This window comes from Marinobacter halodurans, assembly GCF_004327985.1.
In the GTDB taxonomy this organism is placed as follows: Bacteria; Pseudomonadota; Gammaproteobacteria; order Pseudomonadales; family Oleiphilaceae; genus Marinobacter_A; species Marinobacter_A halodurans.
In genome coordinates, this window is sequence record NZ_SJDL01000001.1 from 21,757 (window position 1) to 35,161 (window position 13,405).

The 13,405-nt window shown below is 62.0% G+C and carries 10 protein-coding genes; 6 read left to right on the forward strand and 4 right to left on the reverse strand.

Features of this window, described 5'->3' with window-relative positions; genetic code table 11:
* The first annotated feature begins 13 nt into the window (after nt 1-13).
* Together EZI54_RS00100 and EZI54_RS00105 are read left to right on the forward strand one after the other, a co-directional pair.
* Nucleotides 14-1,465 carry a protein adenylyltransferase SelO gene (locus EZI54_RS00100; RefSeq protein WP_131478271.1) on the forward strand — a complete coding sequence of 484 codons (1,452 nt, stop codon included), beginning with the start codon at nt 14-16 and terminating at the stop codon, nt 1,463-1,465.
* A gap of 28 nt (nt 1,466-1,493) precedes the next feature.
* Nucleotides 1,494-1,871 carry a SpoIIAA family protein gene (locus EZI54_RS00105; protein WP_131477819.1) on the forward strand — a complete coding sequence of 126 codons (378 nt, stop codon included), beginning with the start codon at nt 1,494-1,496 and terminating at the stop codon, nt 1,869-1,871.
* Nucleotides 1,872-2,041: 170 nt separating this feature from the next.
* Here the strand turns inward: EZI54_RS00105 and EZI54_RS00110 are convergent, their stop codons facing one another.
* The gene (locus tag EZI54_RS00110; protein WP_131477821.1) at nt 2,042-3,556 is read right to left on the reverse strand and encodes a fumarate hydratase; all 1,515 of its coding nucleotides are present in this window, start codon (nt 3,554-3,556) and stop codon (nt 2,042-2,044) included.
* A 320-nt stretch (nt 3,557-3,876) separates the two neighbouring features.
* On the opposite strand from EZI54_RS00110, the gene EZI54_RS00115 reads away from it, so the two are divergent.
* Nucleotides 3,877-4,650 (forward strand): enoyl-CoA hydratase, encoded by a 774-nt coding sequence (locus tag EZI54_RS00115; RefSeq protein ID WP_131477822.1) that lies wholly within the window; start codon nt 3,877-3,879, stop codon nt 4,648-4,650.
* A 347-nt stretch (nt 4,651-4,997) separates the two neighbouring features.
* Nucleotides 4,998-7,655 carry an Ig-like domain-containing protein gene (locus tag EZI54_RS00120; RefSeq protein ID WP_131477824.1) on the forward strand — a complete coding sequence of 886 codons (2,658 nt, stop codon included), beginning with the start codon at nt 4,998-5,000 and terminating at the stop codon, nt 7,653-7,655.
* 147 nt (nt 7,656-7,802) lie between these two features.
* Here EZI54_RS00120 and EZI54_RS00125 read toward each other — a convergent pair whose 3' ends face one another.
* Both EZI54_RS00125 and EZI54_RS00130 read right to left on the reverse strand, forming a co-directional pair.
* Nucleotides 7,803-9,017: an argininosuccinate synthase gene (locus tag EZI54_RS00125; RefSeq protein WP_131477826.1), complete on the reverse strand. Its 1,215-nt coding sequence runs from the start codon at nt 9,015-9,017 to the stop codon at nt 7,803-7,805.
* Between the two features lie 224 nt (nt 9,018-9,241).
* Nucleotides 9,242-10,144 (reverse strand): flagellar protein MotY, encoded by a 903-nt coding sequence (locus EZI54_RS00130; RefSeq protein WP_242674298.1) that lies wholly within the window; start codon nt 10,142-10,144, stop codon nt 9,242-9,244.
* 167 nt (nt 10,145-10,311) lie between these two features.
* Here EZI54_RS00130 and pyrC point away from each other — a divergent pair, with 167 nt between their 5' ends.
* Together pyrC and rnt are read left to right on the forward strand one after the other, a co-directional pair.
* The gene (gene pyrC, locus EZI54_RS00135) at nt 10,312-11,346 is read left to right on the forward strand and encodes a dihydroorotase (protein ID WP_131477830.1); all 1,035 of its coding nucleotides are present in this window, start codon (nt 10,312-10,314) and stop codon (nt 11,344-11,346) included.
* 47 nt (nt 11,347-11,393) lie between these two features.
* Nucleotides 11,394-12,059: a ribonuclease T gene (rnt, locus tag EZI54_RS00140; RefSeq protein ID WP_423226973.1), complete on the forward strand. Its 666-nt coding sequence runs from the start codon at nt 11,394-11,396 to the stop codon at nt 12,057-12,059.
* A 76-nt stretch (nt 12,060-12,135) separates the two neighbouring features.
* Here the strand turns inward: rnt and ccmI are convergent, their stop codons facing one another.
* A complete protein-coding gene (ccmI, locus tag EZI54_RS00145; protein WP_131477832.1) occupies nt 12,136-13,398 on the reverse strand; it encodes a c-type cytochrome biogenesis protein CcmI in 1,263 nt (420 codons plus the stop codon).
* Between the last annotated feature and the right edge of the window lie 7 nt (nt 13,399-13,405).

The window sequence follows — 13,405 nt, forward strand, 5'->3', positions numbered from 1 at the left end:
CTCCGAAGGAGGCATTCTGACAGCACTCAGAGTCGAAAATCGCTACATCCAGCTCGCCGATCACTTTTACACCCGAATCCAGCCGACACCGCTGAAAGCGCCTCGCCTGGTGCTCTTCAATGACGAGTTGGCTGACGAGATGGGGCTGCCCCCCGGTGACCGGGAAGACTGGGCCCGCGTTGGTGCCGGCCAGGAACTGCTGGACGGCATGGACCCCGTCGCCATGAAGTACACCGGTCACCAGTTCGGAGCCTACAACCCGGACCTGGGCGACGGCCGTGGCCTGTTGATGTGGGAGACCATCGGCCCCGACGGCCGACACTGGGACTGGCACCTCAAGGGCGCCGGCCTGACGCCCTATTCCCGCTTTGGCGATGGGCGCGCCGTATTGCGCTCCACGCTGCGCGAATACCTGTGCAGCGAGGCCATGCACCACCTGGGCATTCCCACCACCCGCGCGCTGTTCATGACCAGTGCCAAGGATCCGGTGATGCGCGAGTCCATCGAGACCGCCGCCACCCTGATGCGCGTCGCCCAGACCCACATCCGCTTTGGCCACTTCGAATACACCGCCTATCACCAGGGGCCGGAGGCCACCCGCGAACTGCTGGATCACACCATCGCCCTGCACTTTCCGGAACTGCAGGACGAGCCCCTGCCCGACCGCTATCGCATGTGGCTGGAAGAGGTGGTCCGGCGTACCGCGCGATTAGTCGCCCAATGGCAGGCCGTGGGTTTCTGCCACGGCGTCATGAATTCCGACAACATGTCGATCATCGGCGATACCTTCGACTATGGCCCCTACGCCTTCCTCGACGATTTCGATGCCGGCTACATCTGCAACCATACCGACCAGGGCGGCCGTTACGCCTACAACCGCCAGCCCCAGATCGGCTTTATCAACTGCCAGTTCCTGGCACAGTCCCTGGTCCATGTGATGGACGAGGACGACCTGCGCCGGGCGCTGCGCTGCTACGAGACTACCTACAACGGCACCTTCGAATCCCTGATGAAGCAAAAGCTCGGACTGGAGCAGGATGCCGAAGGCGATATGTCCCTGATCATGGACCTGTTCAGCATGCTGCATGAGCACCACATCGACTACACCCTGTTTTTCCGGGGCCTGTCGACACGGGCCTCCCGCGGCAACGCCCCGGTCCGGGACCTGTTCGTGGATCGAGCCGTCGCTGACGACTGGCTGACGCGCTACGACGCCCGACTCGCGCAGGAAACGCGCTCACCGGAACAGCGGGACCAGGCCATGTGCACCGTCAATCCCAAGTACATCCTGCGCAACTACCTGGCGCAGGAAGCGATCCAGGACGCCCAGACCGGCCAGTACGAGACCGCCCAAAAGTTGATGGAAGTCCTGAAACGCCCCTACGACGAGCAGCCGGAAAACGAGCATTATGCCGCGCTGCCCCCGGACTGGGGCAAACATCTGGAGATCAGCTGTTCATCCTGACCGCTCCCACCCTGTGGAGGAGACAACGATGGCCACTGAATACGTGGAGTATCCCGAACAGAAAACGGTGGAAATCCGGGTTGAAGGCCGGGTATCCGCCGAGGATTTTGAGCAGATTGCCGCCCACATGGAGGCTTTTATCCAACAGCACGGCAAGGTCAAACTGATCGAGGTCGTGCGGGATTTCGACGGCTTCGACCTGTCGATCCTGAAGGACGCCATCCGGTTCGACCGCAAACACCTCAAGGACTTCACCCACTGTGCCGTCGTCTCGGACTCCGGCTGGATCGGCCCCTTTGCCCGGTTCATGTCGCGGTTCCTGGATATGGAGCTGAGAGTGTTCCGGATGGACGAGGTGGAAGAAGCCCGGAAGTGGCTGGCCGGAGCGGACAACCCGAGCGTGTAGCAGACGCTTCAGCTTCTGAGGCGCCGCAAGGCGCCTGACAGGACAACGGAGCCTGGCGGTATGATCCAGTAGCCCTGCGGGCTACTCCGAAGCTAAAGCGTCGGCTACATTGAAGACACAAAAAAGGGGCCCATGACAGGCCCCTTTTTGCTTTCAGCGGATACCGAACATCAAACCGCCTTGGCCGCAATGATCTTCTCGTGCCACTCCACCGGACCGGTCTGGTGCACGGAGCTGCCATTGGAGTCGACCGCCACCGTCACCGGCATGTCTTCCACCTCGAACTCGTAGATGGCCTCCATACCCAACTCCTCGAAGGCCACGACTTCCGCCTTCTTGATCGCCTTGGAGACCAGGTAGGCGGAACCACCGACGGCCATCAGGTAGACCGCACCGAACTCCTTGATGGCATCGATCGCCACCTGGCCACGCTCGGCCTTGCCGATCATCCCGGTCAGGCCGGTTTTTTCCAGCATGGTGTGGGTAAACTTGTCCATCCGGGTCGCGGTGGTCGGACCGGCCGGCCCAACCACCTCTTCACGGACCGGATCGACCGGGCCCACGTAATAGATGAAGCGGCCCTTCAGGTCGACCGGCAGCTCCTCGCCCTTCTCGATCATATCGACCATTTTCTTGTGGGCCGCATCGCGGCCGGTCAGCATCTTGCCCGACAGCAGGACGGTTTCGCCCGGTTTCCAGTCGCGCACCTCTTCCGGGGTGACCGTGTCCAGGTTGACGCGGCGAACGTTCTCACCCACTTCCCAGGTAATTTCCGGCCAGTCGTCCAGGCTCGGTGGGGTCTGCAGGGAGGCGCCAGAGCCGTCCAGCACGAAGTGCGCATGACGGGTTGCGGCGCAGTTCGGGATGATCGCGACCGGCTTGTTGGCGGCGTGGGTCGGATAATCCTTCACCTTCACGTCCAGCACCGTGGTCAGACCACCCAGACCCTGGGCGCCGATGCCCAGATCGTTGACCTTGTCGAACAGTTCCAGGCGCAGCTCCTCAGCCCGGTTGGAGGCGCCACGAGCCTGCAGGTCGTGGATATCGATCGGATCGAGCAACGCTTCCTTCGCCAGTTCCATCGCCTTCTCGGCAGTACCACCGATGCCGATGCCCAGCATGCCCGGCGGACACCAGCCGGCGCCCATTTGCGGCACCATCTTAAGGACCCAGTCGACCACCGAGTCGGACGGGTTCAGCATGGCAAACTTGGACTTGGCTTCCGAACCACCGCCCTTGGCGGCCACATGCACTTCCACCTTATCGCCCGGCACCAGCTTGTGGTGGATAACCGCCGGCGTGTTGTCCTTGGTGTTCTGGCGCTTGCCGTCCGGATCCGCCAGCACGGAGGCCCGCAGGACGTTATCCGGATGGGTATAGGCGCGGCGCACGCCTTCGTTGACCATATCGTCCAGGGACATCTCGGCATCCCACCGCACGTCCATGCCCACTTCGACGAACACCGTCACGATGCCGGTGTCCTGGCAGATCGGGCGCTTGCCCTGGGCGCACATGCGGGAGTTGATCAGGATCTGGGCCATGGCATCCTTGGCCGCCTGGGACTCTTCCTTCTGATAGGCCTCGTAGACAGCCTGGATGAAATCCTTGGGGTGATAATAGGAAATGAACTGCAGCGCATCGGCAACGCTTTCGATCAGGTCGTCCTGGCGAATTACTGTGGTCATATCGGCTCTCATCAGTTGGAAGGTGCGCATAACGCATTGATCCGGGAGGACAATCACCCAGCCATTGCTGGCGGGGCCGCGACACCTGCTTCGTGGGTCTCCGGTCGTCCCGGGCATGGGCCGCATGGCCGACCCCAGACGACGCTCAAAAAGTGCGCCATAGTCTACCCGATTCAACGGCAGGAATCAGCGCCCGGCCGGTTTTGCCTCGGGCCTGGCGCACGTCCTCCGGCCAGCAGCCCGGCAATCCGGTTGCATTGAGAGACCAAATCCAGCTTTAATCGCCCCACACCACCGAGAACGACAAGCAGGAGATCCCAGTGACCGATTTCATCCGGACCGAACGTCACGATCGCGTACAAGTCATTCGCATCGATCGCCCCGAGCGCAAGAACGCCCTCACCCACGCCATGTATACCGGCCTGGCGGATGCCCTGGTCGATGCCGAGTCGGACGCCGCCATCCGCTGCTCACTGATCACCGGCAGCGCCGACTGCTTCACTGCCGGCAACGACCTGAAGGACTTTGCCGAGGGGCTACCGGGCGAATTCGAATCCACGCCGGTCGGCCGCTTCCTGTTTGCATTGGCCAATGCCGGCAAACCGGTTGTCGCCGCCGTCAATGGCCCGGCCGTCGGTATCGGCACCACCATGCTGCTGCATTGCGACCTGGTCTTCGCCGGTACCAATACCCGTTTCCAGATGCCGTTTGCCAACCTGGGCCTTTGCCCGGAGGGCGCCTCGAGCCTGCTGCTGCCGCAATGGCTGGGCCGCGCCCGGGCCAGTGAACTGCTGATGCTGGGCAGCCCCTTCGATGCCGAACAGGCCGATCGACTGGGGCTGCTCAACTGCATCTGCGCCCCCGACAACACCGAATCCGAGGCCCTGGCCGCCTGTCAGCAACTGGCCTCACAACCGCCCGCGGCCATTCGGGCCACCAAGGCCCTGCTCAACCGACCCAACCGGGAGGCCATCCGGGAAACACTGCTGGCCGAGGGAAAACTGTTTGGCGAGCGCCTGAAGTCAGCCGAGGCCAGCGAAGCCTTCACCGCATTCCAGGAAAAACGCAAACCGGACTTCAGCCGCTTTGACTGATTCGCCGGGTTGGACCGGGGATCGTCAGACAGCGTGAAAGAAGCCTCAGAACGGGGTCCCGATACTCGACAGTATCCGGACCCCGTTCTATTTTTCATAAAGGCACGCGCGGGGTACGGCTGACTCAGAATCACACTTTAGAGCGATCAACAGGTTTCAGTTTCTTCCGATATAGTCAGACTGATAGAAACCACTGGTGCGTTCGCATCAGAGCGCTGGCTGGAGGGCAGTCGAACGCATCTCCGCAGGTTTTCAGACAAGAATTGGCTGCTGATGGAGGGTAACCGGGCCAACCGGGGCGATCAGCGCCGACAATAACGATACAACAACAGGAATAGGTTCCATCCATGTTTAGAAAAACGCTAATAAGCCTTGCCGTAGCGTCGACCGTTGGCCTTTCCGGCTGTCTTGATGATGGCTCCACGGGGAAGAACGCAAATCCGGATTACAAGATCAGTAACCCGGCCTTCGACGGCAAGACATGGCCGATCTTCAATCCGCTGACCAGTGAACTGCCGATCCCCAATGATTTGATCTTTGATTCTGAGCAGAAAGACGGCACGTTCGGCGTCAGCGACTCCTCGCCGCCCGTGACCACGGCACTGAACGAACTGAGCGGCGCGTCTACCGTTGCCCCGGCTGTGGTTCAGTTGAACGGCAAGGTGGATCCGTCAACTGTCAATACGAGCACCGTATTCCTTCTTGAGCTGGAATACGCCAGTGGCGATCCGGTGCAGGGTCTGAGTAATGGCGAGCCACCCACCGTGGCTGGCCTTGCCAATGTCCGTGCAGATGTGGAAACACTGGACGGCACCTCAGCTATTCGTATCCTGCCGCTCCAGCCGCGCAAGCGCTATATCGTCGCGGTAACGACCGGCGTTAAGGACCTGAATGGCGACAGTATCGTTGCCTCACCGGCCTACCAGAACCTGACCGATGTTGAACAGCCTTTGGGCAACTCTGCGCTTGCCCCGGTCCGGACACTGATTAACAGTCTTTGGGAACCGACTATCACAGCAGCCACCGGTGGCGCTGTGACCGAAGATAATCTGGCGCTGAGCTACAGCTTCACAACGTCCAACGACGAAAAGGTGCTCCAGTATATTGCTGAGCCGGGATCTTGGTTTGCGGATCAGATTGCGACCTACGTGAAAGTATCCGCAGCAAAATCTGCTGTTCAGGGTGGTGCAAAGAGCTATGTTCAGGTCAAGCCCGCTGTTGATGGTGCCGTAGCCGCCTTCCCCAACATTCCGCTGGGTGATGGCTCCACGATCGCCGACAAACTGGCAACCGTATTCGGAAGCGGCGCACCCTGCGATGGCGTCGCGGCTGGCCAGGACTCCATCGACTGTGCCGGCGTAGCTCTGGCATCGAACTTCCGCAATGCGCTGCCCTCTCCAATCTCGGGCGTTAACCGCACGGCTGCCGACTTCAACATGAACGCGACGGCGACTCCGGTAGGCCTTGTTTCTGCTGTAGCGGGCAAAATCACCGGCTCAAGCGGTGTTCTGGCCGCGCAAGGCACACTGGAACTGCCTTACTACCTCGGCACAACCGCAAGCACCGTGGCGACAGACCATTGGGAAGCCGACGACGACTTGGCCGACAGCCTGAACGGTGCTTTCTCCAGCATTGGATTGTCTCTGCCTCAGGGGGATCCTGCAAAATCAACTGCTGTCAACTACATTTTCCCGTTCCCGAAAGAGACCAAGGCCGTTGACGTACCGGTGCTCGCGCTCTATCCGGCTTCAGGTGCGCCCAAAGGCATCGTGATGTACCAACATGGCATTACCACCGACCGTAGCGCGGCGTTGACCTTTGGCACGGCTCTGGCAGCCAACGGCTATGCGGTATTCGCCATTGATCAGCCGCTGCACGGTGTTGCTGCATTCACCGAAGCCGAGCAGGAATCTCTGGCAAGACAACTCCTTGCAGCTGGAGGAGCATCTGAAGCCGAAGTAGATGCGCTCACGCCCCTCGTCCTTGCGGGCAATGTTAGCGACCTTGCAACAGCACTTGGTGGTGGTACGGCAACGCCTGCCACCACGGCTACGGCCACGTCCCTGATCAACACAACTACCAATGCGGGCAGCACTATCCCGGGCCTTGCACCAATGATTGGCAACGAGCGCCACTTTGGACTCTATGCCAAATCTCCAAGCACGCCTGCAGCAATAGACTACGACGCAGGCGTGGGCGATTCCGGCAGCCTGTACATCAACCTGACGAGCTTCCTGACCACCCGTGATAACGGTCGTCAGAGTGCCGTGGACCAGATGAACCTGCGCGCAAGCCTCCCGGGCCTGACGCTGCCTGATACAACCGGTGCAGATCGCTTCACCATCTCGCCAGCCGACTCATTCTATTTCGTGGGTCATTCCCTGGGCACTATCACCGGTACGCCGTTCCTGGCCAGCGTCAATGCTAACCAGTTGGATGCCACAGTCGTTAACAGCAGCGGGGCAACGATTGTTCCGTCAACGTTCAACGACATCAAGGCAGCCAGCCTGCTGACACCGGGCGGCGGTATTGTCCGCCTGCTGGAGAACTCGCCGACGTTTGCACCCCGCATCCTGCTGGGCCTGCAGACCTCAGCCGGTCTGGAACAGGGCGATGCCAACCTGGAAACTTACTTCAACGTCTTCCAGGCCACAGTGGACACGGCTGATCCGATCAACTTCGTGGATAACTTCGCCGATCCTTCAGTAATCAAGCTCTCCGAAGTTCAGGGCGACACCGTTATCCCGAACGCGGCGGATGAAGAGCAATGGGGCATTCCCGCCCTGAACAAGACCTTCACCCCAGCGGAAACCGGTCTCCCGGTCAACGTTACCGTGGACAGCTTCAGCGCGCCACTGGCGGGCGGCGAGCCATTGACCCTGGGCCTGACCAATATCACCCGTTACAGCAGCGGCAGCCACGGCACGCCGGTTTCGGCTGACCCCGTCAGCGTGTTCAGCGGTATGGTCACTGACACGGTCACTCTGTTCATGAGCAACCCGTAACGGCGTACGACTCAAGCTGGCCACAGCCCCTAACCGAAAGGTTGGGGGCTTTTTTTATTCAGAACTGCAAACATATCCCGTTAATTTCGGGCACAAAAAAGCAGGACCAAAGCCCTGCTTTTTTGAAGAGCACCAGAGACTGACGGATCAGCTCAGCTTACGCCCCTTACTCGCCGCAATCCGCAGCCGCAGGGCGTTCAGCTTGATGAAGCCTTCCGCGTCCTTCTGGTCGTAGGCGCCCTGGTCTTCCTCGAAGGTGGCGATCTTCTCGTCGAATAGGGAGTCCTCGGACTTCCGGCCGACCACGTCCACGTTGCCCTTGTAGAGTTTCAGGCGCACGGTGCCGTTGACGTAGGTCTGGGTCTGGTCGATCAGCGCCTGCAGCGCTTCACGCTCCGGTGACCACCAGTAGCCGTTGTAGATCACTTCGGCGTAGCGCGGCATGATGCTGTCTTTGAGGTGGGCCACCTCACGGTCCAGGGTGATGGACTCGATGGCACGGTGGCCGCGCAGCATGATGGTGCCGCCCGGGGTTTCGTAGCAGCCGCGGGACTTCATGCCCACGTAGCGGTTCTCGACGATGTCGATGCGGCCGATGCCGTTGTCGCCGCCGATCTTATTCAGCTTGGCCAGGACTTCGTGCGGCTTCAGGCGCTCGCCGTCGATGGCCACGATGTCGCCCTTCTCGTAGGTCAGCTCGATGTACGTCGGCTGGTCCGGCGCCTGCTCCGGCGCCACGCTCCAACGCCACATTTCCTCTTCCGCCTCGGCCCAGGGGTCCTCCAGCACCATGCCTTCATAGGAGATGTGCAGCAGGTTGGCGTCCATGGAGTATGGGGACTTGCCCTTCTTCTTCTCCACCGGGATGTTGCGCTCGTCACAATATGCCAGCAGCTTCTCGCGCGAGTTCAGGTCCCACTCCCGCCAGGGGGCGATCACATGAACACCCGGCTTGAGCGCGTAGGCACCCAGCTCGAAACGGACCTGGTCGTTGCCCTTGCCGGTTGCACCGTGGGAAATGGCATCGGCGCCGGTTTCGTTGGCGATGTCGATCAGGCGCTTGGAGATCAGCGGCCGGGCGATGGAGGTACCCAGCAGGTATTCGCCTTCGTAGATGGTGTTGGCCCGGAACATGGGGAAAACGAAGTCACGCACGAACTCTTCGCGCAGGTCTTCAATGTAGATTTCCTTGACGCCCAGCGCTTCGGCCTTGGCGCGGGCCGGTTCCACTTCTTCGCCCTGCCCCAGGTCGGCCGTGAAGGTCACGACCTCGCACTGATAGGTGTCCTGCAGCCAGCGCACGATGACCGAGGTATCGAGGCCACCGGAATAGGCCAGTACGACCTTTTTGATGTTTGACATGTCCATGCTCCGAGTCGATCAGAAAGGAGACGACCGACTGCCCGGCGTGCTTGTGATACCGCGTCAGCGTCCCCGAATGGCTAAACGGCGCCCCATCCTCACCCCTAACGGATGCGTGGAGAAGGAACGACCGGATTCAGAGAAGTGCGATATTGTACGGCAGCCGGGCGCCGCATCCAACGGGAAGAATGAAAAGCCGCGGCTCCCGACGCCGTCAGACACCTCTAACCGTTGCGTGGATCGCTGTCCGCTTCCGCGCGCTGGAGGCTGCGGCGCTCCCCTTCACGCTCCAGGCGTACGGTGGTGCGGCGGTTTTCGGCCGGATTGCTGGATGCCGGATAGCGCTCGCCATGGTATCGCGTGACGATCCTGTCCTCAGGAACGCCGTTCGCCTTGAGGTATTCAGCCACGGTGTTGGCACGATCCTCGGACAGCTGCCGGTTATGGATCCGGCTGCCGCTGCGGTCGGTATGGCCGTCCACATAGATCCGGGCAATCGTGCTGTCGGCCTGGATGAAGCGAACGATCAGATCCAGACGATCCAGGTCCGCGTCGCTGAGCTGGGCGCTGTCGAGCTTGAAGTGGATCCGGGAGCGCTTGATCTGGTCGTAGTTCACCGGCAGCAGGCCGGCAACGCAGGCCTGGTATTCCTGATAGGTATCGGCGAAGTTGATGTTGGAAAGCCGCACCCGGACCGGGCCGGACGAATAGCGCCCCTGGCTGGTGACCGTTGGCGCCATCCCCTGCATCAGGCCATCCACCATTGCCATCGCCTGGGGCGTCCCGACCTGCACCGGGCGCTGGTTGGACGAGACATGGACCTGCCCCAACGGCCTCGGCGACACACCCGGCCGCCAGCTCGGCGCTTCCACGTTGAGGGACGCCTGCCCCGCCTTCATCAGCCGGAGATTGGACTCCAGGTAAAAACGCAGGTCCTCGCCGGCCCGGTGCTGGAAGACTGCCCGCCCATATCCCGGCACGTCATGGGTCATCGTGCAGTTGAACACCGACGCAGCCAGGTACCACTGACTGTTCTCGATACCGGCACCGTAGCTCGCCGCCTGGGTTACCGGGAGGGGAACGGCAAATAGCGGGAGGACCAGCAGCGGGCGCAGGACGTTTTTCATGGGGCGGACCATCTGTAGCACGGTAAACGGTTGATACTGTGGGTATCGGCCGGCTGCGACGAATCTTTAACGAATCCGTTGCCGGTGGTGCCCTGCCCAATCCACATCCCGGGTCTGGTATACTCCGCCGGAAACAGACACACCCGCTCCAGGAAACCGCTGCTCCCATGACCACCACACTGACCCTGACCCGCCCCGACGACTGGCACCTGCATGTTCGCGATGGCAACGCCCTGGCCGATGTCGTGCCAGCGACGGCCCGCTGCTTCCACCGGGCGATTATCATGCCCAACCTGGTGCCACCGGTGGTCAACGCGGATGAGGCGATGGCCTATCGAGAGCGGATCCTCGGCGCCCTCCCCGGCGATACCGGGTTCGATCCCCTGATGACCCTGTATCTCACCGAGCAGACCACGCCCGAGGACATTCGCACCGCCCGGGCAGCAGGTATCCTGGCGGCCAAGCTCTATCCCGCCGGGGCAACGACGAATTCCGCCTCCGGTGTGACCGACATCCGCAATATCGACGACGCGCTGGCCGCGATGAGCGAGTGCGGCATGCTCCTGCTGGTTCACGGGGAGGTCACCGACAGCGACATCGATATCTTCGACCGGGAGAAGATCTTCCTGGAGCGGGTGCTGGTACCGACCCGGGAACGGTTCCCGGATTTGCGCGTCGTACTGGAGCACATTACCACGGCGGATTCGGCCCGCTACGTAATGGACACTGAGCGCAACCTGGGCGCGACCATCACCCCGCAGCACCTGCTTTACAACCGCAACCACATGCTGGTGGGTGGTATCCGGCCGCACCTGTACTGCCTGCCGATCCTCAAGCGTCGGCAGCACCAGCAGGCCTTGCAGGATGCCGTTGTCAGCGGCGATGCCCGGTTCTTCCTGGGCACCGACTCAGCTCCGCATGACACCAGCCGCAAGGAGAGCGCCTGCGGCTGCGCCGGCTGCTTCTCGGCACCGGCGGCGATCGAGCTTTACGCCGAAGCCTTCGAGGACCTGGGCGTGCTGGATAAGCTGGAGGCCTTTGCCAGCTTCAATGGCCCGGATTTCTACGGCCTGCCGCGCAACACGGACACCATTACGCTGGTGAAGGCCCCCTGGACCCAGGCCGAATCCCTGACCCTGGGCGAAGGCCGCATCACGCCGTTGCGCGCCGGCGAAACCATCCGTTGGCGTTTGCAGGCGTAAATAACCGTGAGCCGGGCGAGACCATTCAACAACAGTAAGGGTATTCAGTGATCGAGGAAGAAAAACCGACCTCTCCCATGGCCGCGCGCTTTCGGGGGTTCCTGCCCGTGGTGGTGGATGTGGAAACCGGCGGCTTCAATGCCCGGACGGATGCCCTGCTGGAAATTGCCGCCGTACTGATTGAAATGGACGATGAAGGCTGGCTGAAACGGGGCGATACCCTGGCCTATCACGTCCACCCGTTCGACAACGCCAACCTGGAACAATCCGCCCTGGACTTCACCGGGATCGATCCGTGGGATCCGGAGCGGGATGCGGTCCATGAGCGGGACGCCCTGAGCGATCTTTTTACACCGATCCGCAAGGCCATCCGCCAGCAGGAGTGCAAACGGGCGGTGCTGGTGGGCCACAACGCCACCTTCGACCACAACTTCCTGTTTGCCGCCTCCGACCGCTGCGGCATCAAGCGCAACCCGTTCCACCCGTTCTCGACCTTCGACACGGCCACACTCGCCGGTCTCGCCTATGGCCACACGGTGCTGGCCCGCGCCTGCAAGATTGCCGGAATTCCGTTCAGTAACCGGGAGGCCCACTCGGCCGCCTACGACGCGGAAAAAACGGCCGACCTGTTCTGCGGGATCGTCAATCGCTGGAAGGAACTGGGCGGCTTTCCACCGCCGCTGGTGGACGTCGAAGGCGACGAAACCGAATAGCGTTTACGTCCGTGTGCCCCGCTGTCACCGACCCGGCGGGCCACACTTCCCGGTGCTCACCAGACCAGGAACCTGATCAAGGCACCTGCTGATCAATCGTGACGGCGACGGGCTGACCGTCGTACGCCTCCAGTTTGACCGGTTGGCTGGCCGAACCCTGCCAGTCGCCACTCTGTGGAATCGCGTTGCCGGACGGCGACAGCCGTGCCGACACAACCACCTGGTCGGCACCGGAGAGCGTATTGCCCGGTGCCATGGCCATGCTGTCATCAAGCGTGACCGTCACAGGCAGTTGGCCTGCCTGGAGGCGGGCGACGGCCAGGGGCATAGGAGGACCGTTAAACGCCTTGGCAAACACGAACAGCGTTGTTTCGGGTTTGACCTGGTCCTTCAGGTGCTCCGCCAGAGTCACCCTCACCGTCACCGACGCCCCGCCGGAGGCCAGCAAACGGTCGGGGACCGGCTCGCCAAGGCGGCGATAGGCCTCGGCCACGCCCTGTTTGATGGACGGCAACTGCGGATGATCCGGCGCCACCTGGATGATGCGCTCCCAGTAGCGGATCGCCTCCCGGTAATCCTGCTGCTCAAACGCGTGGATGCCCAGCAGGCCCAGCGCGTTGACTTCATCGGGATTACGCGAGCGGGCCTTTTCGATCGTCGAGGTGACCACCGGGGTCATCGCGCCCTTGCTGTCGAAGAAGCGGGCCTGGGCAGCCAGCCCCCAGGCAGTCGCCGCCTCACGCGGTACGTCGTCCACCTGCCCCGCCAGCTGCTCGAAGGCCCAGGCCGCCTGATCGTAGTTTTCCAGGGTCATGTAGGTGCGGCCCAGCATGGCCCAACCGTCCAGGTTATCCGGATCGGCAATGAGGCGATCCCGCAACTGCTCCGCCAGCGCGGCCATTTTCTGGCCGCGGCTCTGGTCCGCCTGCTGCAAAGCCAGCATCGTCTGGTACTGTTCCAGTTGCTCCACGCCGCCCCAGTCTCGATACAGCCACAGGGAGGCCGCCGGCACGGCGACGACGCTGACCAGTACCACGACCAGCGCCGCCCGGCGCCCGCGGGCGCGTCCAGTTGGCGCAGCTTCGGGCGTGCGGTCGACATCCTCCAGCAACGTCCCCGCCAGCTCCTCTTTCATTTGTGCATGCGTGGGCCCGTCGATCACCCCGGCGTCGAGATCCGCGTCCAGCTCCGCCAGTCGCGAGCGGTAGGCCACCAGGTTCTGGTGCCGGATATCGTCGACGTCCCCTTTCCGCGACCGGGTGAAAAACAGCGGGTAGAGGACAAAGACCAGCGCAAGTCCAATCAATGCGGCAAGCGTCAGCCAGAAAGCGGTTGTCATAGACTCG

Excerpts from the sequence above, each read along its gene's own strand:
- EZI54_RS00105 (WP_131477819.1), top strand. The coding sequence starts at position 1,494 with ATGGCCACTGAATACGTGGAGTATCCCGAACAGAAAACGGTGGAAATC.
- EZI54_RS00110 (WP_131477821.1), bottom strand. The coding sequence starts at position 3,556 with ATGACCACAGTAATTCGCCAGGACGACCTGATCGAAAGCGTTGCCGAT.
- EZI54_RS00120 (WP_131477824.1), top strand. The coding sequence starts at position 4,998 with ATGTTTAGAAAAACGCTAATAAGCCTTGCCGTAGCGTCGACCGTTGGC.
- EZI54_RS00125 (WP_131477826.1), bottom strand. The coding sequence starts at position 9,017 with ATGTCAAACATCAAAAAGGTCGTACTGGCCTATTCCGGTGGCCTCGAT.
- EZI54_RS00130 (WP_242674298.1), bottom strand. The coding sequence starts at position 10,144 with ATGAAAAACGTCCTGCGCCCGCTGCTGGTCCTCCCGCTATTTGCCGTT.
- pyrC (WP_131477830.1), top strand. The coding sequence starts at position 10,312 with ATGACCACCACACTGACCCTGACCCGCCCCGACGACTGGCACCTGCAT.
- ccmI (WP_131477832.1), bottom strand. The coding sequence starts at position 13,398 with ATGACAACCGCTTTCTGGCTGACGCTTGCCGCATTGATTGGACTTGCG.